Source organism: Micromonospora sp. WMMD712 (genome assembly GCF_029581295.1).
GTDB lineage: Bacteria > Actinomycetota > Actinomycetes > Mycobacteriales > Micromonosporaceae > Micromonospora > Micromonospora carbonacea.
Genome location: NZ_CP120743.1, coordinates 2,792,559 through 2,815,202 on the forward strand (window position 1 = coordinate 2,792,559; position 22,644 = coordinate 2,815,202).

24 protein-coding genes and 1 riboswitch are annotated in these 22,644 nt (G+C 74.9%); of the genes, 13 read left to right on the forward strand and 11 right to left on the reverse strand.

Annotated elements, in window-relative coordinates; genetic code table 11:
* Positions 1-34: 34 nt before the first annotated feature.
* The 3 genes from O7633_RS11670 to O7633_RS11680 all read right to left on the reverse strand — a co-directional run bounded on the left by O7633_RS11670 (position 35) and on the right by O7633_RS11680 (position 2,476).
* Entirely contained in the window at positions 35-1,414 is a 1,380-nt protein-coding gene (locus O7633_RS11670) for a glycine--tRNA ligase (RefSeq protein ID WP_282327831.1), read from the reverse strand.
* Positions 1,415-1,534: 120 nt separating this feature from the next.
* Positions 1,535-2,110: a hypothetical protein gene (locus tag O7633_RS11675; RefSeq protein ID WP_218107339.1), complete on the reverse strand. Its 576-nt coding sequence runs from the start codon at positions 2,108-2,110 to the stop codon at positions 1,535-1,537.
* A gap of 24 nt (positions 2,111-2,134) precedes the next feature.
* On the reverse strand, positions 2,135-2,476 hold the full coding sequence (locus O7633_RS11680) for an antibiotic biosynthesis monooxygenase family protein (RefSeq protein ID WP_074474604.1): 342 nt from the start codon (positions 2,474-2,476) through the stop codon (positions 2,135-2,137).
* Between O7633_RS11680 and O7633_RS11685 the strand changes: the two genes are divergently transcribed.
* From O7633_RS11685 to O7633_RS11720, 8 genes are all read left to right on the forward strand, one after another.
* Positions 2,411-2,785, forward strand: coding sequence for a DUF6703 family protein (locus tag O7633_RS11685; RefSeq protein WP_347405147.1), 375 nt, complete (start codon positions 2,411-2,413; stop codon positions 2,783-2,785). The genes O7633_RS11680 and O7633_RS11685 overlap by 66 nt on opposite strands.
* 102 nt (positions 2,786-2,887) lie before the next feature.
* A complete protein-coding gene (locus tag O7633_RS11690) occupies positions 2,888-3,856 on the forward strand; it encodes a metal ABC transporter substrate-binding protein (protein WP_282327832.1) in 969 nt (322 codons plus the stop codon).
* Complete coding sequence (locus O7633_RS11695; protein WP_074474601.1) at positions 3,853-4,614, forward strand: metal ABC transporter ATP-binding protein; 762 nt, start codon at positions 3,853-3,855, stop codon at positions 4,612-4,614. Before O7633_RS11690 ends, O7633_RS11695 begins: the two co-directional genes overlap by 4 nt.
* 2 nt (positions 4,615-4,616) lie before the next feature.
* Positions 4,617-5,483: a metal ABC transporter permease gene (locus tag O7633_RS11700; RefSeq protein ID WP_074474600.1), complete on the forward strand. Its 867-nt coding sequence runs from the start codon at positions 4,617-4,619 to the stop codon at positions 5,481-5,483.
* Positions 5,484-5,526: 43 nt separating this feature from the next.
* Positions 5,527-5,826 carry a metalloregulator ArsR/SmtB family transcription factor gene (locus O7633_RS11705; RefSeq protein ID WP_043966807.1) on the forward strand — a complete coding sequence of 100 codons (300 nt, stop codon included), beginning with the start codon at positions 5,527-5,529 and terminating at the stop codon, positions 5,824-5,826.
* Positions 5,823-6,218 (forward strand): transcriptional repressor, encoded by a 396-nt coding sequence (locus O7633_RS11710; RefSeq protein ID WP_074474599.1) that lies wholly within the window; start codon positions 5,823-5,825, stop codon positions 6,216-6,218. The genes O7633_RS11705 and O7633_RS11710 overlap by 4 nt, the downstream gene beginning before the upstream one ends.
* A gap of 48 nt (positions 6,219-6,266) precedes the next feature.
* Entirely contained in the window at positions 6,267-6,872 is a 606-nt protein-coding gene (locus O7633_RS11715) for a hypothetical protein (protein WP_282327835.1), read from the forward strand.
* A gap of 583 nt (positions 6,873-7,455) precedes the next feature.
* Positions 7,456-8,925, forward strand: coding sequence for a cellulose binding domain-containing protein (locus tag O7633_RS11720; RefSeq protein WP_282327836.1), 1,470 nt, complete (start codon positions 7,456-7,458; stop codon positions 8,923-8,925).
* A gap of 16 nt (positions 8,926-8,941) precedes the next feature.
* On the opposite strand, the gene O7633_RS11725 is transcribed toward O7633_RS11720, so the two are convergent.
* Positions 8,942-10,198: a cellulose binding domain-containing protein gene (locus tag O7633_RS11725; protein ID WP_282327838.1), complete on the reverse strand. Its 1,257-nt coding sequence runs from the start codon at positions 10,196-10,198 to the stop codon at positions 8,942-8,944.
* A gap of 91 nt (positions 10,199-10,289) precedes the next feature.
* On the opposite strand from O7633_RS11725, the gene O7633_RS11730 reads away from it, so the two are divergent.
* Positions 10,290-10,457: a hypothetical protein gene (locus O7633_RS11730; protein WP_282327839.1), complete on the forward strand. Its 168-nt coding sequence runs from the start codon at positions 10,290-10,292 to the stop codon at positions 10,455-10,457.
* Positions 10,458-10,551: 94 nt separating this feature from the next.
* Here the strand turns inward: O7633_RS11730 and O7633_RS11735 are convergent, their stop codons facing one another.
* From O7633_RS11735 to O7633_RS11765, 7 genes are all read right to left on the reverse strand, one after another.
* Positions 10,552-12,465, reverse strand: coding sequence for an acyl-CoA dehydrogenase family protein (locus O7633_RS11735; protein WP_282328530.1), 1,914 nt, complete (start codon positions 12,463-12,465; stop codon positions 10,552-10,554).
* A 277-nt stretch (positions 12,466-12,742) separates the two neighbouring features.
* Positions 12,743-13,246 carry a DUF6328 family protein gene (locus tag O7633_RS11740; RefSeq protein ID WP_074474597.1) on the reverse strand — a complete coding sequence of 168 codons (504 nt, stop codon included), beginning with the start codon at positions 13,244-13,246 and terminating at the stop codon, positions 12,743-12,745.
* Between the two features lie 142 nt (positions 13,247-13,388).
* A complete protein-coding gene (locus O7633_RS11745; RefSeq protein WP_282327841.1) occupies positions 13,389-14,138 on the reverse strand; it encodes an SIS domain-containing protein in 750 nt (249 codons plus the stop codon).
* Entirely contained in the window at positions 14,135-15,007 is an 873-nt protein-coding gene (locus O7633_RS11750) for an AAC(3) family N-acetyltransferase (protein WP_282327843.1), read from the reverse strand. The genes O7633_RS11745 and O7633_RS11750 overlap by 4 nt, the downstream gene beginning before the upstream one ends.
* Positions 15,004-15,834 carry an alpha/beta fold hydrolase gene (locus O7633_RS11755; RefSeq protein ID WP_282327844.1) on the reverse strand — a complete coding sequence of 277 codons (831 nt, stop codon included), beginning with the start codon at positions 15,832-15,834 and terminating at the stop codon, positions 15,004-15,006. Before O7633_RS11755 ends, O7633_RS11750 begins: the two co-directional genes overlap by 4 nt.
* A 29-nt stretch (positions 15,835-15,863) precedes the next feature.
* Complete coding sequence (locus tag O7633_RS11760) at positions 15,864-16,637, reverse strand: TIGR03943 family protein (protein WP_282327845.1); 774 nt, start codon at positions 16,635-16,637, stop codon at positions 15,864-15,866.
* Positions 16,634-17,575, reverse strand: coding sequence for a permease (locus tag O7633_RS11765; RefSeq protein WP_282328531.1), 942 nt, complete (start codon positions 17,573-17,575; stop codon positions 16,634-16,636). Before O7633_RS11765 ends, O7633_RS11760 begins: the two co-directional genes overlap by 4 nt.
* A gap of 323 nt (positions 17,576-17,898) precedes the next feature.
* Positions 17,899-18,004: riboswitch (TPP riboswitch) on the forward strand.
* A gap of 70 nt (positions 18,005-18,074) precedes the next feature.
* Here O7633_RS11765 and O7633_RS11770 point away from each other — a divergent pair.
* From O7633_RS11770 to gndA, 4 genes are all read left to right on the forward strand, one after another.
* Positions 18,075-18,665: an ECF transporter S component gene (locus O7633_RS11770; protein WP_278128718.1), complete on the forward strand. Its 591-nt coding sequence runs from the start codon at positions 18,075-18,077 to the stop codon at positions 18,663-18,665.
* A gap of 37 nt (positions 18,666-18,702) precedes the next feature.
* Positions 18,703-20,139, forward strand: a complete 1,437-nt coding sequence (locus tag O7633_RS11775; RefSeq protein ID WP_282327847.1) for an ABC transporter ATP-binding protein — start codon at positions 18,703-18,705, stop codon at positions 20,137-20,139.
* Between the two features lie 43 nt (positions 20,140-20,182).
* Entirely contained in the window at positions 20,183-20,983 is an 801-nt protein-coding gene (locus tag O7633_RS11780; protein ID WP_282327849.1) for an energy-coupling factor transporter transmembrane component T, read from the forward strand.
* A gap of 133 nt (positions 20,984-21,116) precedes the next feature.
* Complete coding sequence (gene gndA, locus O7633_RS11785; RefSeq protein ID WP_178066088.1) at positions 21,117-22,562, forward strand: NADP-dependent phosphogluconate dehydrogenase; 1,446 nt, start codon at positions 21,117-21,119, stop codon at positions 22,560-22,562.
* Positions 22,563-22,644 lie beyond the last annotated feature (82 nt).

Sequence of the window (22,644 nt, forward strand, 5' to 3'; positions counted from 1 at the left end):
CGGAAACGTTAAGAAGGGGCCCTTCCTTGCACCGTCAGCAGCCGGGGAGACGCTCGATCAGGTAGCGCTCCACCTGGTCCAGGCCGATGCGCTCCTGGGCCATGGTGTCCCGGTTGCGCACCGTCACCGCGTTGTCGTCGAGGGTGTCGAAGTCGACGGTCACGCAGAACGGGGTGCCGATCTCGTCCTGGCGGCGGTAGCGGCGGCCGATGGCCTGCGAGTCGTCGAACTCGACCACCCAGCGCTTGCGCAGGTCGGCGGCGAGCTGCTTGGCCTTCGGCGAGAGCGCCTCGTTGCGCGACAGCGGCAGCACGGCCACCTTCACCGGGGCCAGGCGCGGGTCGAAGCGCATGACGGTGCGCTTGTCCACCCCGCCCTTGGTGTTCGGGGCCTCGTCCTCGTCGTACGCCTCCAGCAGGAACGCGAGCACCGCGCGGGTGAGGCCGGCGGCCGGCTCGATCACGTACGGGATCCAGCGCTCGCCCTTGCCCTGGTCGAAGTACGACAGGTCGACGCCGGAGTGCTTGCTGTGCGTGGACAGGTCGAAGTCGGTGCGGTTGGCGATGCCCTCCAGCTCGGCGAACTCGCTGCCGCCGAACTGGAACCTGTACTCGATGTCGACGGTGCGCTTCGAGTAGTGGGAGAGCTTCTCCTTGGGGTGCTCGTAGAAGCGCAGGTTCTCCTCCGACAGGCCGAGGTCGAGATACCAGTTCCAGCGCTCGGAAAGCCAGTACTCGTGCCACTGCTCGTCGGTGCCCGGCTCGACGAAGAACTCCATCTCCATCTGCTCGAACTCGCGGGTGCGGAAGATGAAGTTGCCCGGGGTGATCTCGTTGCGGAACGACTTGCCGGTCTGCGCGATGCCGAACGGCGGCTTCTTGCGGGCGACCGTCTCGACGTTCTTGTAGTTGACGAAGATGCCCTGGGCGGTCTCGGGGCGCAGGTAGTGCAGGCCCTCGTCGCTCTCCACCGGGCCGAGGTAGGTCTTCATCAGGCCGTTGAACATCTTCGGCTCGGTGAAGGTGCCCTTGTTGCCGCAGTTGGGGCAGTTCAGCTCCGTCAGCGAGGTCAGCGGCTTGCCGTGCTTGGCCTCGTACGCCTCCTCCAGGTGGTCGGCGCGGAACCGCTTGTGGCAGGACTGGCACTCGGTGAGCGGGTCGACGAACTCGGCGATGTGGCCGCTGGCCTCCCAGACCTTGCGGGCCAGGATGACCGCCGAGTCCAGGCCGACGACGTCGTCGCGCTGCTGGACCATGGTCCGCCACCACTGCCGGCGGACGTTCTCCTTCAGCTCCACGCCGAGCGGGCCGTAGTCCCACGCCGACCGGGTGCCCCCGTAGATCTCACTGGAGGGGAAGACGAAGCCCCGGCGCTTGGCGAGGCTGACGACGGCGTCGATACGGTCGGCTGGCATGTTGTTTCCTCCTACGCCGGCTGGCGGTCGGCGGGGGCGCGCGGTGGATGGAACGGTCGGTTCGGGACCCACGGTACGACCGTGGGGACCCCGGGCCCAGCAGAATACCGGGGGCGGTGGTCAGCTCACCCCGCAGACCTCCATGGCGCCGGTCTCCCCGTCGGGGGTGAGGGTGACCTCCTGCTCGCCCCGGTCGCCGCCGCTGAAGGTGACCGAGACCGGCACGGTGAGGTTGACCGTGTCGACGTCGCCCACCCGGTACGAGTCGACCTGCGGCTCGGCGGCGACCCGTCGCTCGAACTCCTGGCGGGACTCGCGCCGCTGCGCGTCGTCGCAGAGCGCGTCGTACGACTGGTCGTACTTGCGCTCGGCCAGCCCCCGGTAGTAGTCGTCGGTGACCGACCGGCCCTGCTCGCGTACGGCCTGCACGTTGCTGACCGCGAGGCCCACCACGGCCGTGCCGCCCCCGCCGCAGCAGATCAGCACCGCGAGCGCCCCCGCGCCGAGGCCGAGCCACAGGCGGGCGCGGCGTCCCTCGGTGGGGGGCGCGGCGAACGGCGGGACCACCCCGGGGCCGGCCGGGGGCGCGGGGACCTGCGGCTCCGACGGCGTCGGCGGCACGCCGGGGGCCGGCGGGCCGTCGGGCCCGGGCGCCACGGGGTACGGGGGTGGACCGGACGGTCCGGGTGCGGTCATAGGTGCAGGGTAGTGCCCGGCGGCTCAGCGCAGCGGATCAGCGGCCCGATCACTGGGGTTGACCTCCACGGCCCCGCCGGGGGCCGCGCCGGCCAGCGTCTCGTACGCGGACGGCTCGTCCAGCGACTCGGCCAGCAGCGGCGTGGCGTGCACCTTCACGTCGAAGCCGCCGAGCGCCCGCCGGTACGTCCCGACGGACTCCCACTCGGTGACCAGGCACCAGTGGCGGGGGTCGTCGAGGGCCCGCAGCAGCTCCCCGCGCAGGTAGCCGGGGCGGGCGGCGAGCGCGGCGAGGGCGGCGTGCGCGCGTTCGGTGAAGGCGGGGGCGACGTCCTCGTCGACCACGAACCGGTTGGTGACCAGCACCCGGGTCCTCCTCGTAGGGCCGGTGGGGGTGAGCCTCGTAGAGTCTGTGGGATGCAGCGTACGCAGCGCTCCCTGCCGCTCCGGCTGGCCCGGGCGAACCCGACGACGGTCTTCCTGGTCGCCCTGGTGCTGGTGCTGGTGGGGCTGTTCGCGCCGGGGGCGCTCGGCGGGGCGCTGCTGCTGGCGCTCGCCGCCGCGCTGGTGGCGCTGCTGGTCACCACCTGGCCGGTGCAGGCCCCGGCGACCCGGGTGATCCGGCTGGTGATGCTCACCCTGCTGGTGGCCGTGGCGCTGGCGAAGCTGCTCTGAGCCGCCCTGCCCGGGTGGCAGAGTCGGCATTAGCAGAAGACCCGCTCGCATGCAAGCATGCGTTTTTGACAATCAATTTCGTTATCGCGGAGAGTTGGGGGCATGATGCTCCGCCGCCCCACCGTACGTGTCCTGGCCGCCGCGACCGCCCTGGTCGCGCTCGGTGCCGCCACCGCCTGCGCAGACGACGGCACGGCCGGCGCCGACCCGCAGCGGGTCGACGTGGCCGCCGCCTTCTACCCGCTCCAGTTCGTCGCCGAGCGGGTCGGCGGCGACGCGGTCCGGGTGACGAACCTGACCAAGCCCGGCGCCGAGCCGCACGACCTGGAGCTCACCCCGAGCCAGGTCGGCGAGGTCAACCGGGCCGAGCTGATCGTCTACCTCAAGGGCTTCCAGCCGGCCGTGGACGAGGCGATCGCGCAGAGCGACGGCGACCGGGCCTTCGACGTGGCCGGGGTGCAGCCGCTGCTGGCCGCGAGCGCCGGCGGCCACGACCACGGGGGCGAGGGCGCGGGCCAGCAGGAGCACGCCGACGAGGAGGGCAACGGCGGCAAGGACCCGCACCTGTGGCTCGACCCGACCCGGCTCGCCGGCGTCGCCGACCAGCTCGCCGAGCGGCTCGGCAGGGCCGACCCGGAGCGCGCCGCCGACTACACCGCGCGGGCGAAGACCCTGCGCGCCGACCTGGAGAAGCTGGACGCCGACTTCGCCGCCGGGCTGAAGACCTGCCAGCGGCGGGAGATCGTGGTGAGCCACACCGCGTTCGGCTACCTCGCCGAGCGCTACCGGCTCGAACAGGTCGGCATCACCGGGCTCACCCCGGAGACCGAGCCCTCCCCGCAGCGCCTCGCCGAGGTGGCCGGGGAGGCCCGCGAGCACGGCGCGACCACGATCTTCTTCGAGACCCTGGTCAGCCCGAAGGTCGCCGAGACCATCGCCCGCGAGATCGGCGCGCAGACCGCGGTGCTCGACCCGCTGGAGGGGCTGTCGGCCGACGGCGGCGGGCAGGACTACCTTTCGGTGATGCGCACCAACCTGCAGACCCTGAGGACGGCGTTGAGCTGCTCGTGACCGAACCTGTCATCACCGTCGCGCACGGGGTGGTCGGCTACGACGGCCGCCCCGTGCTGCGGGACGTCTCCCTCGCCGTCGACGCCGGCGAGGTCGTCGCCGTCCTCGGCGCCAACGGCTCCGGCAAGTCCACCCTGATCCGCGCGGTGCTCGGGCTGGTCCCGCTGCACGCCGGGTCCGTCTCGCTGTTCGGCACCCCGCTGCGCCGGTTCCGGCAGTGGAAACGCATCGGGTACGTCCCGCAGCGGCTCGGCGCGGGCGGCGGGGTCCCCGCCACGGTCCGCGAGGTGGTCGCCTCCGGCCGGCTGGCCCGCCGGGGCGTGCTGCGCCCACCGGGGCGGGCCGACCGGGCGGCGGTCGACGCCGCGCTGGCGTCGGTGGGCCTGGCCGACCGGGCCGGCGATCCGGTGGCCACCCTCTCCGGCGGCCAGCAGCAGCGCACCCTGATCGCCCGGGCGCTGGCCGGCGAGCCGGAGCTGCTGGTCCTCGACGAGCCGACCGCCGGGGTCGACGCGGCCAGCCAGGAGGCGTTCGCGGGGGCGCTGCGCGGCTTCCTCGACGGCGGCGGAACGGTGCTGCTGGTCGCCCACGAGCTCGGTCCGCTGCGCCCGCTGATCAGCCGCGCCGTGGTGGTGCACCAGGGCGGGATCGCGCACGACGGGGCGGTCCCCGAACCGGCCGGGCACCACGCCGACCCCGACCACGACCACGTGCACCCGCACGCACCCGACGAGCCCGCAGGGCTGTGGAGCAGTTGAGCATGGAGCTTTTCCAGTACCCGTACATGCAGCGGGCCCTGATCGGCGCGCTGGTCATCGGCCTGGCAGCCCCGGCGCTCGGCATCTACCTGGTGCAGCGCCGGCTGGCGCTGATCGGCGACGGGGTGGGGCACGTGGCGCTGACCGGGGTCGGCGCGGGGCTGCTGCTCAACCGCTCCCCCGTGCTGGTGGCGGTGGTCGTGGCGACGCTCGGTGCGGTCGCCATCGAGCTGGTCCGGGCCCGGGGCCGCACCTCCGGCGACCTCGCGCTGGCGCTGCTGTTCTACGGCGGCATCGCCGGCGGGGTGATGCTGGTGGGGCTCTCCGACGCCACCAGCGCCAACCTCAACGCGTACCTGTTCGGGTCGCTGACCACCATCTCGCCGCAGGACCTGACCACCATCGTGGTGCTCGGCGCGGCGATCCTGGTCACCATGCTGGCGCTGCGCCCGGCGCTGTTCGCGGTCTGCCACGACGAGGAGTACGCCCGGGTCGCCGGCCTGCCGGTGCGGGCGCTGAACCTGCTGCTGGCGGTCGGCACCGCGGTCACCGTGACGATCGCCATGCGGGCCGTGGGGGTGCTGCTGATCAGCGCGCTGATGGTGGTCCCGGTGGCCACCGCCCAGCAGGTCACCCGGGGGTTCCGGGCCACGATGACGGCGGCCATGGCGCTCGGGCTGTTCGCCGCCGGCTCCGGCGTCTGGGTCGCCGCGAACGCCGACACCGCGCCGGGGGCGTCCGTGGTGCTGCTGGCGATCGCCTCCTTCCTCGTCGTCGCGGTCGCCGCGGCGGCCTGGCGGGCGCTGCGCCGCCGGCGCGCGGAGTCCTGCGCGCCGGCACCGGAGCCCCACGAGGTGGTGCTTCGTTGATCCTGCGCCCCGGCGTGTCGGCGGTATTGGTTACCGTTGTCCAGTGACCAGCGGATCAGGGTACGAGGCATACGAGGGCGCCGGTGAGCTGCTGCGCGCGCTCTCGGCCCCCATCCGACTGGCGATCGTGAGCGAGCTGGCGCAGGGTGAACGGTGCGTGCACGAGCTGGTGGAGAAGCTCGGGGCCGCCCAGCCGCTGGTCTCCCAGCACCTGCGGGTGCTGCGCGGGGCCGGCGTGGTCCGGGGCTCCCGGCGTGGCCGCGAGATCGCGTACGCGTTGGTCGACGAGCACGTCGCGCACATCGTGGCCGACGCGGTCAGTCACGCCGGGGAGGCATCATGAGCGAGGGCACCGCCGTCCGGAACACCCGGCAACGCTCCGCGGTGAGCGCGCTGCTGGGCGAGGTGGAGGGCTTCCACAGCGCGCAGGACCTGCACGCCATGCTCCGCGAGCGCGGCGAGCGGGTGGGGCTGACCACGGTCTACCGCACCCTCCAGGGGCTCGCCGACGCGGGCGAGATCGACGTGATGCGCCCGCCGGGCGGCGAGCACCTCTACCGGCGGTGCAGCGAGGGCCACCACCACCACCTCGTGTGCCGGGTCTGCGGGCGCACGGTCGAGGTCGCGGGGCCGACGGTGGAGACCTGGGCGGAGCGGGTGGCCGCGCAGCACGGGTACGCCGACGTCAGCCACACCCTCGAGATCTTCGGCACCTGCCCGGCCTGCACCGGCTGACAATTCCGACCCGTGCCGAGCCGGGGCGGCCGTGGCACGCTGTGCGGCGTGAAAATCTACGCCGATCGCTTCCCGACCGCCGCCCGTCAGTTGCTTACCGACCTGCTCGTCCTCGCCTGGGTGTACGCCGCGATCCGCTTCGCCTTCTGGGTGCACGACCTGGTGCAGAAGCTCGCCGTGCCGGGGCAGAAGCTGGAGGGGGCCGGCGGCGGCCTGGCCGACAACCTGGCCGAGGCCGGCGGCAAGGTCGGCCGGCTGCCGCTGGTGGGCGACGAGCTGACCGCCCCGTTCACGAAGGCCGCCGACGCGGCGCGGGCCGTCGCCGAGGCGGGCCGCGACCAGCAGGACCTCGTCGGCCAGCTCGCGCTGGCGCTCAGCATCGCGGTGCTGGTCTTCCCGCTCGGCCTGGTGCTGTTCGGCTGGCTGCCGCTGCGGCTGCGCTGGATGCGCCGCGCCGCCTCGGCGAAGGCGCTGGCCGTCGCCCCCGCCGGGCGGGACCTGCTGGCCCTGCGGGCGCTGGCCGGGCAGCCGCTGGGCAAGCTGGCCCGGATCGCCCCGGACGTGGCCGAGGCGTGGCGGCGCGGCGACGACGCCACCGTCGACGCGCTCGCGGCGCTGGAGCTGCGCCGGCTCGGCCTGCGCACGGGCCGCTGACCGGGCGGCCGGGCTGCCGGGCGGACCGGCGTGCATCGGGCGTGCCGGGCGGACCGGGGAGCGTCGGGCCCGCTGGCCTCTCGGGCGGACCGGCGCGCCTGCCGGCCTGTCGGGTGGACCGGCGGGCGTCGGGCCTCCGCGCCGACGCCCCGGCGGCACGTGACACCGCGTGACCCGCCGCCCCGACGCCGCCACCCCCTCCGCTCCCTTTGCTCTGCACCCACATGCGCAGCAGTCACGCAGCGCGACCGCACGCCGCCCCCTCGACGGGGCCGCGATCTTGCACCCCGGCTGCTCAAGCCGGGTGTTGCGTGGATGGGTGCAGAGCAAAGGGAGCGAGGAGACGTGTCGGGCACGGCGAGGCCGTGACGCAGGGTCAGATCGATCAGCACGAGAAAGCAGCGGCAACCCGTTGCGGAGGGCGACCACCACGCGGGCCAGCCCGCCACCCCGCAAGCGCCGCCACGACCGTCGCGTCCGCCGCGGTTGTGCGCCCCAGCGGAAGAGGATTAGATAGACGTCGATGCGTGCGCCTTGGGATGCCTGCCCCACGCCGGTGCCGGGTGCCGGGAGGGAGCGACCCATGTCCGTGTCTCGCAGGCGGTCGATCGTCGCGGCCGGCGTCGTCGGCGTGGTGGCGATGCTCGCCGCCACGCTCCTCGGGCTGCCGCCGGCACGGGCGGCGACCGGCGACGGCTCACCCACGGACCCGAACATCGTGTTCGTCGGCCGCTGGGACAGGAGCAACAGCACCGCGTACGTGCCGAACTGGGCCGGGGCCTACCTGCGGACCGGGTTCACCGGCACCACGGTCAAGCTGCGGCAACGCCGCACCATCGACCTCTACTACAGCATCGACGGGGCCGACTTCACCTACCTGACCAACGTCAGCGGCACCGTCAACCTGACACCGACCCCGCTGCGCGCCGGCAACCACACGCTGCTGGTGTCGTACCGGGTGGTGGGCGGCTCGTACACCGGGGACGCGGTGTTCCAGGGGCTGACCCTCGACTCCGGCGCGACCACCCTGCCGACCCCGGTGCGGCCCCGGCTGATCGAGTTCGTCGGCGACTCCATCACGCTCGGCACCACGTCGTCGCGGGTGGCGCTGACCGCGTACGGCTGGCTGACCGGCGAGCAGCTCGGCACCGAGCACACCCAGCTCGGCTACGGCGGCGGCTGCCTGGTGGCCACCGCCGACGGCTGCGTCAGCGTGGCCGCGCAGTTCCTCAAGACCGGGTACGCGGCCACCAGCCCGAACTGGGACTTCAGCCGCTACCAGGCCGACGCCGTCGTGATCAACCTGGGCACCAACGACCGCGGCCACGGGGTGAGCGGGGCGGACTTCCAGAGCCAGTACGCCACGTTCATCCGTACCGTGCGGGGCAAGTACCCGCGCGCGGCGATCTTCGCCCTGCGCACCTTCAGCGGCCGGTACGCCGCGGAGACGGCCGCCGCCGTCGCGGCGGTGACCGGCGGCGGGGACCGCAACGTGTTCTATGTGGACACCACCGGCTGGCTGCCGGCCGACGGGCTGAGCGACTCGGTGCACCCGAACGACGCCGGGCACCGGGCGATCGCGGCCCGGCTCGCCCCGGTCGTCGCCGCGAAGCTGGGCGGCACCCCGACGCCCGCCACCACCCCACCGGCCACCACCCCACCCGCCACCACGCCGCCCGCCACCACCCCACCGGCCACCACCCCGCCCGCCACCACGCCGCCGGCCGGCACGACGGGCTGCTTCGTCGGGTACGCGGTCACCGGCCAGTGGCAGGGCGGCTTCCAGGGCGAGGTGACCGTCCGCAACACCGGAGCCGCGCCGGTCGACGGCTGGACGGTGCAGTGGACGTTCGCCGACGGCCAGCGGATCAGCCAGGCGTGGAACGCCGGCTACACGCAGAGCGGCGGCACCGTGCGGGCGACCAACGCGAGCTGGAACGGCACGATCGCGGCCGGCGCGACGGTGAGCTTCGGCTTCCTGGCCGACGCCCCCGGCGCGAACAACCGGCCGACCGCGTTCACCCTCAACGGCACCGCCTGCGCGCTCTCCTGACCCTTCGCACCCGTCGTCAGCGCAGGTAGGCCGCCAGGCCGATCTGCTGGTCGCGCAACGCGGTGGCGACCACGCCGGCGATCTGCCGGGCCCCCGCCGTCTCGAAGTGCGTGTGGTCGTTGCAGAAGAACGCGCCCACCGCACCCGAGCCGTAGTCGCCGTTGTTCGGGCACAGCCCGAGCCGGTTGTAGAGCGTGTAGCTCAGCCGGTGCAGGTCGATGACCGGCACGTTGTTGGCCGCGCCCGCGTCGAACGTCTCGGTGAGGAAGCCGCGGTTGCCGACGGCGGTGCCGCCCGAGCAGGTGATCGCGGCGGCCGGGGTGAGGAAGACCGGGCGCGCGCCGCGCTGCTTGGCCGCGTTGGCCATCACGCCGAGCAGTTGCTTGTACCGCGCGGAGCCGACGTGCCGGTTGCAGTTGGGGTCGCCGTCGTTGATGCCGAACTGGATGAACAGGTAGTCGCCGGCCTTCATCCCGGTGCCGGAGTTCAGCATGGCCTGCCAGCGGGTCGAGTACGTCTCCGGGCTGACCACGCACTCCCCGGCCGAGTTCTTCGTGGTGGTGACGTTCGGGTCGTACAGCCAGGTCTGGATGCTGCGCCCGCCGACCGCGCTGTTCACCACGGTCGCGTTGGCGTTGAGGTACTGGCCGAACTGGTTGCCCCAGCCGACCGGGCAGGCCCCGCTTGAGGACGGGTTGGCGACCGTCGAGTCGCCGGCCAGCCAGACGGTGACGGGGGCCTGCGTGGAGGGCGTCGGGGTCGGCGTGCGGGACGGGGTGGCCGACGGCGACGACGGGGTCGACGGCGGCGCGCACGGCGTGGCGGTGGGCGCACCGGTGCACGGGGTCCCATTGAGCGAGAACGCCGTCGGCGCCGGGTTGGCCGTGGTCCACGCGCCGTTGAAGCCGAAGCCGACGCTGGCGTTGGTGGCGATCGCGCCGTTGTAGCCGACGTCCCTGGCGCTGACCGCCGCCCCGCTCTGGGTGACGGTGGCGTTCCACGCCTGGGTGACCCGCTGCCCCGTGGCGAAGGACCAGGTGAGCGTCCAGCCGGAGACCGGGTCGCCGAGGTTGGTGACGGTGACGTCCGCGCCGAAGCCGCCCTGCCACTCGCTGGTGACCTTGTAGTCGACCCGGCAGCCCGTGGCCGCCGCCGTGGCGGCGCCTGCCGCGACGGCCACCCCGCCCGCCAGGACGGCCAGCGCGATCGCGACCACCCCGGCGGCGCGCCGGTACGCCGCGCCCCACCTATTGATTGATGAAATTCGATTCATACGCGCATGCTACCCGCCCGTGCCCGCCGCCCGGCCCAGCTCGGCGGCCGACCGTCGGCCGGCCGCCGGGCCGCTCGTCTAGGGTGGAGCGGTGCTCTACTTCCTGATCGTCGTCGCCGTGCTGCTGCTGGCGTACGCCGCCGTGCTGGTCAGCTTCGTCAAGCGGGGCCGCAAGATCCCGCCGCAGGCGTACCTGGTGCTGGCGCTGCTCAACGGGCTCATCCTGGCGGCCGTGCTGGCCTGGACGGTCGCCCGCTGACACCCCCGCCCGGCGCGGCGGTCCGGCCCGCGCGGCCCGGTGGTTAACAGGGGCCCCCTGCTATGCAGAATGCGTTAACAGGGGGCCCTTCCTTTCACGGGATGCGGCGGCGGACGTCGTCGGCGGTGGACGGGCCCGGCGTCCAGCGGGCCACCCAGGGCAGGTCGGCCGGCGGCGTGATCACCCCGTCCTCCAGGGCGGCGTACCGGCCGGCGAGGATCCGCCGCGCCGCCGCCACGTCGACCGAGTCGGTGTTGGCCCACAGGCCGGTGAACAGGGCGTCGACCCGCAGCCGGGCCTGGCGGCAGAACAGGTCGGCCAGCTCGACGTTCTCCGGGCGGGTGTCCTTCTCCGCGTACGCCCGGACGCAGACCGCGCTCATCGCGAACAGCTCCGCCCCGATGTCCACCACCCGGCCGAGGAACGCCTGCTTGCGCTCCATCTTCCCCTGCCAGCGGGACATCGCGTAGAACGTCGACCGGGCCAGCTTGCGGCTGTACCGCTCGACCTGCCGCAGGTGCCCGGCGAGCGGACCGAACTCCGCGTACGCCGTCGGGGCCTGGCCCCGGCCGACGGCGAGGGTCGGCAGCCACCGCGCGTAGAACGCGCCCGCCCGCGCGCCCGCCTTCGCCTTGCGGCCGAGCCCGGCGTCCGGGTCGATGATGTCGCCGGCCACGGAGAGGTGGGCGTCGACGGCCTCCCGGGCGATCAGCAGGTGCATGATCTCGGTGGAGCCCTCGAAGATCCGGTTGATCCGCAGGTCCCGCAGCAACTGCTCGACCGCCGCCGGGCGCTCGCCCCGGGCGGCCAGGGAGTCTGCGGTCTCGTAGCCGCGCCCGCCCCGGATCTGGATCAGCTCGTCGCCGATCTTCCAGGCCATCTCGCTGGCGTACAGCTTGACCAGCGCCGCCTCGATCCGGATGTCGTTGCGGTCGTCGTCGGCGAGCAGGCAGCACAGGTCGAGCATGGTCTCCATGCCGTACGTGGTGGCGGCGACGAAGGCGAGCTTCTGGGCCACCGCCTCGTGCTCGCCCACCGGCCGGCCCCACTGGACGCGGTCGGCGGCCCACTCCCGGGCCACGTTCAGCGACCACTTGCCCGCGCCGACGCACATCGCCGGCAGCGAGAGCCGCCCCGTGTTGAGGGTGGTCAGGGCGATCTTGAGGCCCTTGCCCTCGCCGCCGATGACGTTCTCTGCCGGCACGAACACGTCGTGGAACCGGGTGAGGCTGTTCTCCAGGCCGCGCAGGCCGGTGAACTCGTTGCGCCGCTCCACGGTGATGCCCTCGGCGTCGCCGTCGACGACGAACGCGGTGATCCCGCCGCGCCGCCCCTGCGTCGCCGGCACCCGGGCCATCACCACCAGCAGCGTGGCCACGGTGCCGTTGGTGGCCCAGAGCTTCACCCCGTTGAGCCGGTAGCCGGCACCGTCCGCGGTCGGCTCGGCGGTCGTCGCCAGCCGCGCCGGGTCGGAACCGACGTCCGGCTCGGTGAGCAGGAACGCCGACACCTCGCCAGCGGCGAGCCGGGGCAGGAAGCGCTGCTTCTGCTCGGCGGTGCCGAACATCTTGAGCGGCTGCGGCACGCCGATCGACTGGTGCGCCGACAGCAGCGCGCCGATCGCGGGGCTGACCGAGCCGGCCAGCATCAGCGCCCGGCAGTAGTGCAGGTTGCTCAGCCCGAGCCCGCCGTACTTCCGGTCGATCTTCATGCCGAACGCGCCGAGCCGGGCCAGGCCCCGGAACACCTCGTCGGGGATGCGGGCGTCCCGCTCGATCGCCGCGCCGTCGACCTCGGCGGCCAGGTACGCCCGCAGCCGCCCCAGGAACTCCTCGGCGCGGGCGTCCTCGGCCGGATCGGTGCGCGGCCACGGGTGGATCAGGTCGAGCCGGAACCGCCCGAGGAACAGCTCCCTGCCGAAGCTGGGCCGGTCCCAGGCGGATTCGCGGGCCGCCTCGGCGACCTGCCGGGCCTCCTTCTCGGACACCTGCCCGGCCTCCGCCGGCAGCGGGCCGGTGCCGCCCGGGGCCGGCGGCGGGCCGGCGTCGTCCGCCCCCGCGCTCCCCTGCGCCGGCGGCGGGCCGGCGTCCGGGGTGGCCCGCTCGGCCGGGTCGGGCGCGGGTCGGCTGTTCTGCGTCGTGGTCACGGCGGCCTCCTCGAACCTCGGTCCGGATGCGTCAACGTGCTCGACTCACGAGCGACGCTACCCCCGGTTGTTACCCAGGGGTAGCGTCGCGTGCACCTCGGATCTCCGACCGCGTCGCCGCTGGTCGGAGCGAACGCGGTCAGTCGCCCGTCAGCGTCTGCGGGTCGTCATCGTCGTCGTCGATGTCGTCCTCGCCCCAGTTGCGGCGGGCGAACGGCAGGAGGACCCAGAAGGTCAGGAACCACACGGCGGTGACCGCGGTGAGCACGAACGCGATGCCCCGGTCCAGCACGAAGTCGGTGATCAGCAGGACCGCGCTGACCATCGAGACGAGCATGAACCCGAGCCCGCCGCTGGCCATCCGGTGCGCGAAGCGGACCAGCTCCGGCTTGCGGCCCTGCCGGAACAGCGCCCGGTGGAAGGCCACCGGCGAGATGATCATCGCGGTGGCGGCGGCCGCCGACAGCAGCGCGACGATGTAGACGTCCTTCTGGAAGTCGCTGGTCCGGGTGAAACCGTTGCTGAACGGCAGCGTCAGCAGGAAGGCGAAGAGGATCTGCACGCCGGTCTGCGCGACCCGCAACTCCTGGAGCAGGTCGGCGAAGTTGCGCTGCCAGCGCTGCCGCTCGGTTTCCTTGGACACGCGTTACCTCCGGGGCGACGATGGTGCCGGCGGGTGCGGCCCGCCGGCAGCATCGCCATTGCCCGATCGGTCCGACGGCGAAACCCGTTCACACCCGGCCCACGCGCGACGGCGGGGCGCGGTCGGGCCCGATCGGAAGCGGTCACGCCCCCCGGCGGATCCGGCCCGCGTACCGGGCCTCCAGGGCGTCGTTGTGCGCGTCGCCGCCGGCGATGTTGGCCGACAGGTAGACCGGGGGCGGCTCCCCCGCCGCGAGCATCCGGGCCACCACCTCGACCGTGATCTGCTGCGCGAGCAGGGCCGCCGTGATCGAGGAGACCGCGCCGACCGCGCCGCCGCCGGGCAGCGGCAGGGTCGCGTCGCCGTACGGCGCGCCGTTGTCCAGCACCACGTCGGCGAAGTCGGCCAGCTTGCGCCCCGACGGGTGCCGGGACGCCATCCGCGCCGAGTGCTGCGCCGACGTGATGGCGACCAGCCGGTGCCCCCGCCCGGTCACCAGCGCCGCGAACTCCACGACCGCCCCGTTGACCCCGGAGTTGGAGGCCACCACGAACACGTCGGACGGGTGGACCGGGGCCAGCTCGTAGAGGCGGTGGGCCACCGCCGGGTCCCGCTCCAGCCGCGGGCCCAGGACGTCGGCCGACGCCCCGCCGCGCAGCACCACGTCGCGCAGCGCGATCCGGTTGGTCGGCACCAGGCCGCCGGCCCGGCCGGCGATCTCCATGGCGAGGGCCTCGGAGTGGCCCGTGCCGAACGCGTGGACCACCCCGTCGGCGCGCAGCGCGTCGGCGATCAGGTCGGCCGCCCGGCCCACCGCCTCCCGTTGGCTGGCCGACACCCGGCCGACCGTCTCCGTCACCACCGCCAGGTAGTCCTCGGCGCTGACCGTCATGCGTCCTCCGTCCCTCGGCTGCCGTCCGCCGTCCCGCCGGTAGCGTCGGTCCTTCCCCGGCCGCCGGCCGCCGTTGCCCGGTGGCGGGCCAGCCAGTCGACCGCGAAGTCGACCGCGGCCCGCTGGCGCATCAGCCGCCCCGTCCCGTCGCCGACCGGGCCGACCCGAACCGCGCCGGTCGCCTCCAGGTCGGCCCCGAGCCGGGGGAAGTCGCTCTCGTCGAGCACGACGTCGTCCCACCGCGCCCAGCGCCGGCCGCCGTCCGGGGTGCGCACCGCCGCGCCCTCCCGCCGGGTCGGCGGGGCGGGCTGCCGGTATTCGGCCAGGTGCAGCGACGTGTTCGAGTCGTGGCCGACGCCGAGCAGCAGCACGTCGGCGTCGGCGGCGTAGAGCCGGCCCAGCGGGGAGTCCTCGCCGAGCATCCCGGCCAGCGGGTGCCCGGCCACGATCCGCCCGGCGGCGGGCCCGAGGGCGGCGAAGGAGACCTGCGGGTGGTCGCTGCGCCGGGCACCCGGCCAGCCCCGGACGGTCTCGGCCAGCGCCCCCATGAACCGGCTCGGGGTGACCGCCGGGTCGAAGCCGGGCGTCTCGGCCCGGATCACCGGCCACCACTGCGCCGGCACCGGCGGGTTGGTCCATTCGGCCGGGTCGCTGTTCTCCGGCGTGTGGGTGGGCACCACGACCGTGCCCCGCTCGCCGAGCGCGTCGCGCAGGGCGAGGGCCACCGCCTGCGCGCCGCCGCAGACGAACCCGAGCGCCTTCAGCCCGGCGTGCACGAGGAGCACCGCGCCGGGGCGTACCCCCAGGTCGGTGAGCTGCGCGGCGAGCGAGGCGCGGGTGTGCGGCCGGGCGGCCGGCCTCGGCGTCATCGGGCCGTGGCCACGCGGGCCAGGATCGCCTCGGCCAGCGGACCGGGTGCGGCGTCGGGGATCCAGTGCGACACCCCGGCCAGCGTGACCATGCGGTAGTCGCCGGTGACGTGGGCGGCGCAGGCCCCGGCGGCGGCCCGGCCGACCGCCGAGTCGCGGTCGCTCCACACGTAGGTGGTCGGCACCGGCACCGGCCCGACCGCCGCCAGGTCCCTCCCGGACATCGCGCGGTACCAGTTCAGCGCGGCGGTCAGCGCGCCCGGGGCGCGCATCGGGTCGGCGTACCGGGCGACCCGGGTGGCGTCGCCGACGTCGCCGAGCAGCCGGCGCAGGGCGGCGGCCCGGAACGCCAGCAGCACCCGCTCGGCCGTGCCGGGCTTGCGGAACAACGCCATGTACGACGAGCGGGCCTTCTGCCGGGCGTCGGTGGCCAGCGCGTGCGCCATCGCGGCGGGGTGCGGGACCGACACGGCGGTGAGGGTGCGCACCCGGTCGGGGTGGGCGGCGGCCAGCCCCCAGGCGACGATCGCGCCCCAGTCGTGCCCGACCACGTGGGCCGCGTCGACGCCCAGCGCGTCGAGCACCGCCGCCGCGTCGGCGACCGGCTCCGGGATGCGGTACGCCTCGACCTCCGCCGGCCGGGCACCGGGCGAGTAGCCACGCTGGTCGAGCGCGTACGTGCGCAGCCCGGCGGCGTGCAGCGCCGGGGTGACCTCGTCCCACTCGCCGCTGTGCTGGGGGAAACCGTGCAGCAGCAGCACCGGCTCGCCGTCGGCCGGCCCGCCCGTGCGCACCTCGAACGTCAGCCCTCGCGCATCGATCCGCATGATCGGCAGCCTACCCAGGGCGGGGTGGGTCATTCGTACGGGTTCCTCGGGGTGGGCACCTCCCGCCAGGACTCCACCGCGAGGTAGGGGATCTCGGCGTCGTTGACCGGGTCCCGCCCGACCCGGTCGCTGTAGCGGCCGGTGACCTCGACCCAGGTGTCGGGCGGCAGCCCCTGGGGCACGTCGCCGGTCATCCCCAGCTTGACGGGGCGGCCGTCGGCGGCGCAGCAGGAGAGCACCATGCGGGCCAGGATCGGCTGACCGTCGGGGCCGGGCGCGACGAACCCGGTGAGCCGGACCCGCCGCTCGCCGATCGACGCGCCCCGCTCGAACAGGGCGCGGGACGCGTAGTCGAGGACGGTGACCGGGGCCGGGTCGCCCGGCGGCAGCGGCGGGTAGTCCGACTGCTGCTGGCCGGCGAGCGCGGTGCCGGACTGGCCCACCGCGTACGAGCCGAGGGCCGGCGGGGCGACCAGCAGCAGCCCGAGCACCGGCAGCAGGAGCAGCCAGCCGACGCGCGGCCCGTGGTGGCCGTGCCCGTGCCCGTCGTCGTCGGCCGGGTGCCCGCCGGGCCCGGAGCCGGACGCGGGCCCGTCGTCGGCGCCGTGGGCGTCGCCGCGCGGGGCGGGGCGCAGGTCGTACCACAGGGTCATGACCGCGGCGGCGACCAGCACGAGCCCGGCGGCGATCAGGAACGGCCGCAGCCCCTCCTTGACGTAGCGCAGGTAGAGGTCGGTGACGCTGGCCCGGACCACCGCGCCGCCGAGCAGCAGCAGGACGACGGCCTGCGCCTGCCGGTTCACAGCAGCACCGCCCCGGCGAGGCCGGCCACGCCGACGGCGACCACGAACGTCGCCGGGGCGAACCGGACCGCGAACCGGCGGCCGAAGACGCCGGCCTGCATGGAGATCAGCTTGAGATCGACCATCGGACCGACCACCAGGAAGACGAGCCGGGAGGTGAGGGAGAACTGCGACAGCGACGCCGCGACGAAGGCGTCGGCCTCCGAGCAGATGGACAGCAGCACGGCGAGCACGGCCAGGGCGAGCACCGACAGCACCGGGGAGTCGGCCAGGGTCTGCAACCAGCGCTCCGGCACCAGCACGTTGATGCTGGCGGCGGCCATCGCGCCGACGACCAGGAAGCCCCCGGCATGCACGACGTCGTGCCGCACGGCCGCCCAGAAGGCCGCGCCCCGCGACGCGCCGTCGAGCTCGGGCCGGCGCGGCAGCCGGATCCAGTCGGCGCGGCCGAGCCGCAGCCAGAGCCACCCCATGACCATGGCGACGACCAGGCTGGCGACCGCCCGGCCGAGCACCATCTCCGGCGCGCCGGGGAAGGCGACGGCGGTGGCGGCGAGCACGACCGGGTTGACCGCCGGGGCGGCGAGCAGGAACGCCAGGGCCGCCGCCGGGGTGACGCCGCGCCGGATCAGCGACCCGGCGATCGGCACCGAGCCGCACTCGCAGCCGGGCAGCACCACGCCGGCGGCGCTGGCCACCGGCACCGCGAGGGCGGGGTGCCGGGGCAGCGCCCGGGCCCAGAACGAGCGCGGCACGAAGACCGCGATCACCGCCGAGAGCAGCACCCCGAAGACGAGGAAGGGCACGGCCTGCACCAGCACCGAGACGAAGACCGTCGTCCAGGTCTGCAACCGGGGCGCGGACAGCGCGCCGGCCAGCGGCGCGCGGAACACGATCAGCAGGACCAGCAGCGCGGCCAGCACCTCGACCGAGCCGATCCGGCCGCCGACCGGCCGTCGCGGCCCGCCCGACGCCGCCTCCCGCTCCGGTACGTCCGGCCGGTCCCCGCCGCCCGGCCCCGTCGCCGGGGCCCGCCCGTCGGGGCCGGCGGGCGGCGCGGAGCTGTCGGTCGTCGACGCCACGGTCTGCTCCCTGGAGGCGGGTGAGGTCCGGCGGCGCGACACTATCGCGCCCGGCGGGCCGGGTCGACGGACGACGCCGGAACGGCGGTGACCGGGTTCCGCCGATCCTCCCTCGTGAGCTGCGGAAAGATCACTTTGCCCGGTGATCTTCCCGGGTGTTAGCGTCGGGAAGACAACTTCACATCCGACAGGGGAGCGCACAGCGCTGAGAGTGCGGGCACCGCCCGCAGACCCTCGAACCTGATCTGGGTAATGCCAGCGCAGGGAGTTCGGTCGACCTCCAGCCGCGTCGACGTCCGGTGCCACCGGGCGCGGCGTGCGTCTTCTCCTGGTTCGTCAAGGACTGGGAGCCACCATGAACCACACCGACAGCAACCGCTGGCGCACGATCGACATCGTGGTCGCCTCGGTGATCGCCGTCGCCTTCGGCGTCATCTTCTGGGCCTGGGGCCTGGTCTGGAGCGCCACCGAGGGGGCGTTCGCGTTCTTCCCGCCCGCGCAGACCCTGCTCTACGGCGTCTGGCTGATGCCGGCCGTGCTCGGCGGCCTGGTGATCCGCAAGCCGGGCGCGGCCCTGTACTGCGAGACCGTCGCCGCCGTCCTGTCCGCCCTGCTGGGCAGCCAGTGGGCCGGCACGGTGATCCCGCAGGGCATGGTCCAGGGCCTCGGCGCGGAGCTGGCGTTCGCCGCGTTCCGCTACCGCTCGTTCCGGCTGCCGACCGCGCTGCTCGCCGGGGCGCTCACCGGCGTGGGCGCCGCCCTGTTCGACTTCCTCGTGTGGAACGCCGAGTACGACCTGACCGGCTACCGACTCCCGTACGCCCTGCTCACCGTGGTCAGCGCCACGGTCATCGCGGGCGCGGGCGCGTGGGCCCTCCTGCGCGCCCTGCTCACCACGGGCGTCCTGGACCGCTTCCCCGCCGCCCGCACCCGCACCCCGATCTAGCGCGATCGATCCACATGCCGACCGGGGAGGGGGACGGGTGACGGCGCGGGTGGTGGTGCGGGGGTTCGGGTGGCGGCACGCCGGGCGGCGGGCCTGGGCGGTGCGCGGGGTCGACCTGAGCGTCGGGGCCGGCGAGCGGGTGCTGCTGCTGGGGCCCTCCGGGGCCGGCAAGAGCACGCTGCTGGCCGCCCTGGCCGGGCTGCTCTCCGCCGACTCGGGCGAGCAGGAGGGCACCGTCGAGGTCGACGGCGTCGACCCCCGCGCCGACCGGGACCGGGTCGGCATCGTCTTCCAGGACCCGGAGAGCCAGCTCGTGATGGCCCGCTGCGGCGACGACGTCGCGTTCGGGCTGGAGAACCGGGGCGTGCCCGCCGGCGAGATCTGGCCCCGGGTGGACGAGACGCTGCGCCGGGTCGGCTTCCCCTACCACCGGGACCGCGCGACCGCCGCCCTCTCCGGCGGCGAGCAGCAGCGGCTCGCGCTGGCCGGGGCGCTCGCCCCGCGGCCGGGGCTGCTGCTGCTCGACGAGCCGACCGCCAACCTCGACCCGGCCGGCGCGGCGCTGGTCCGCCGGGCCGTGGCCGACGCCGTCACCGCCGACACCGCGCTGGTCCTGGTCGAGCACCGGGTCACCGAGGCGCTGCCGCTGGTCGACCGGGTGGTAATGCTGGAGCCGGGCGGCGGCGTGCGCGCCGACGGGCCGCCGGAGGCCGTCTTCGCCGCCCACGGCGACGCGCTCGCCGCCGAGGGGGTCTGGGTGCCCGGCCGGACGGTGCCGCCCCGGCGGGCCGCCGCCGCCCCCGGCGCGGCGCTGCTCACCGCCGACGGGGCCGCCCTGCCGCCCCGCCTCGCCCCGACCGACCTGGCGGTACGCGCCGGCGAGGCGCTCGCCGTCCTCGGCCCGAACGGGGCGGGCAAGTCGACGCTGGCGCTGCTGCTGGGCGGCCTGCTGCGGCCCGGGGCGGGGCGGGTGGCGGCGACCCGGGAGCTGGCCGGGCGGGACGCCGCCACCGCGCCGCACCGCTGGCGGGCGCCCGCCCTGGCCCGCCGGATCGGGTCGGTGTTCCAGGACCCGGAGCACCAGTTCGTCACCGGCACGGTCTACGACGAGCTGGCCCTCGGCCCGCGCCGCACCGGCCACGGCGAGGCCGCCGTCCGGGCCACCGTGGACGGGCTGCTGGACCGGCTGCGCCTGGCGCGGTTGGCGCGCGCGAACCCGTACACCCTCTCGGGTGGGGAGGCGCGGCGGCTGAGCGTGGCGACGGCCCTGGCCACCGCGCCCCGCCTGCTGGTCTGCGACGAACCCACCTTCGGCCAGGACCGGCGCACCTGGCTGGAGCTGGTGGACCTGTTCGCCGAGCTGCGCGACGACGGGCACGGCGTCGTCGCCGTCACCCACGACGCGGACTTCGTGGCGGCCCTGGCCGACCGGCGGCTCACCCTCACCCGCGACCCGGCGGCGGTGGCGGCGTGACCGGCACCGGCCGCGGCGCGGGCCGGCGACGGGCGGTGGCGGCGTGATCAGCATCTCTCCGGTGGCCGTGCCCGGCGCCCCGCTGGCCCGGCGCAACCCCGTGGCGAAGGTCGCCGCCGCGCTGGTCTTCTCGTTCACCCTGCTCGCCACCCTCGACCCGGTCGCGCCGGCCGTCGCCATCGGCGTGGAGCTGGCCGTGCTGCCGCTGTTCGGCATCCGCTACGGGGTGCTCGCCCGGCGGGCCGCGCCGCTGCTGCTCAGCGCCGCCGGCATCGTGGTGACCCTGGTCCTGTTCGCCGCCGAGCGCACCGGCCGGACGCTGGTCGAGGCGGGGCCGGTGGCGGTCACCAGCGGGGTGCTGCTGACCGCGCTCGGGCTGGCCCTGCGCATGCTCGCGGTGGCGCTGCCCGGGGTGATGGTCTTCGCCACCACCGACCCGACCGACCTGGCCGACGCGCTGGTGCAGAACGCGAGGGCCCCGGCCCGCTTCGCGATCGGGGCGCTGGCGGCGTTCCGGCTGGTGCCGCTGCTCGGCCAGGAGTGGCAGATGATCAGCATGGCCCGGCGGGCGCGCGGGGTGGACGCCGGCCGCAACCCGGTGGCCCGGCTGCGGCTGTTCGTCTCGACCGCGTTCGCGCTGCTGGTCGGCGCGATCCGGCGGGGCACCCGGCTGGCCGTGGCGATGGACGCCCGGGGCTTCGACGCGGCCACGCCCCGCACGGTCGCCCGGCGGCAGCGGTTCGGCCCCGCCGACGGGCTGCTGGTCGCCGGGGCGGCGGCGCTGGCCGGCGCGGCGCTGGCGGTCAGCGTCGCCCTGGGCACGTTCCGCCCGCTGATCGGCTGACCCGCAGGTCAGCGCGGCGGCCACGGCGCGGACGCCACCACACTGTGACACCGCGTCGCCCACCGGTCCCGGTCCGCCCGGCGGCGCGATACCGTCGCAGCACTACAGGCGACGCGAGAGGTGGCGGGTACGGATGACGCAACAGGCGACGGCGCAGATCGGCGTGACGGGGCTGGCGGTGATGGGCCGGAACCTGGCCCGGAACCTGGCCCGGAACGGGTTCACGGTGGCGGTGCACAACCGGTCGCCGGAGCGGACCCGCAGCCTGGTCGCCGAGCACGGTGACGAGGGGACGTTCGTGCCGTCCGAGTCCCTGGCGGACTTCGTCGGCTCGCTGGAACGCCCCCGCGCCGTGATCATCATGGTCAAGGCGGGCGCACCGACCGACGCGGTGATCGACGAGCTGGTGCCGCTGCTCGACGAGGGCGACATCATCGTCGACTGCGGCAACGCCCACTTCGCCGACACGCGGCGGCGGGAGGAGGCGCTGCGCGCCAAGGGGCTGCACTTCTCCGGCACCGGCGTGTCCGGCGGCGAGGAGGGCGCGCTGCTCGGGCCCAGCATCATGCCGGGCGGCTCCGCCGAGTCGTACGCGAAGCTCGGCCCGATGTTCGAGAAGATCGCCGCGCAGGTGGACGGCACCTCGTGCTGCCGGCACATCGGCCCCGACGGCGCCGGCCACTTCGTCAAGATGGTCCACAACGGCATCGAGTACGCCGACATGCAGCTCATCGCCGAGGCGTACGACCTGCTGCGGGCGGGGCTGTCGGCGAGCCCGGCGGAGATCGCGGAGATCTTCCGGGAGTGGAACACCGGCGAGCTGGAGTCGTTCCTCATCGAGATCACCGCCGAGGTCCTCGGGCACACCGACGCGGCGACCGGCCGGGCCTTCGTGGACGTGGTGCTCGACCAGGCCGAGCAGAAGGGCACCGGCCGCTGGACGGTGCAGAGCGCGCTCGACCTGGGCATCCCGATCACCGGCATCGCCGAGGCGACGTTCGCCCGGTCGCTGTCCGGGCACGCCGGCCAGCGCGAGGCCGCCCGCCGCGCCTTCGGCGACGCCGGGGAGAAGTGGCAGGTCGAGGACCGCGACACCTTCGTCGAGGACGTACGGCGCGCGCTGCTGGCCAGCAAGATCGTCGCGTACGCGCAGGGCTTCGACCACATCCGCGCCGGCAGCAGCGAGTACGACTGGGACATCGACCTGGGCGGCACCGCCACGATCTGGCGGGGCGGCTGCATCATCCGGGCCCGCTTCCTGGACCGGATCAAGGAGGCGTACGACGCCGAGCCGGAGCTGCCGTCGCTGCTGGTCGCGCCGTACTTCGCCGAGGCGGTCAGCGCGGGCGTGCCGAGCTGGCGGCGGGTCGTCGTCGACGCGGCGCGGGCCGGGGTGCCGACGCCGGCGTTCTCGTCGTCGCTGGCGTACTTCGACGGGCTGCGCGCCGAGCGGCTGCCCGCCGCGCTGTTGCAGGGGCTGCGGGACAACTTCGGCGCGCACACCTACCGCCGGGTGGACCGGGACGGCTCGTTCCACACCCTGTGGGCCACCGAGGGCCGCGCCGAAGTGGAGGCCTGAGCCGCGACGCCACCGCGCCGGTGCCGCCCCCAGGGTTCGGGGGCGGCACCGGCGCGGTCGGGTCGGCGCAATCGGGTTCGGT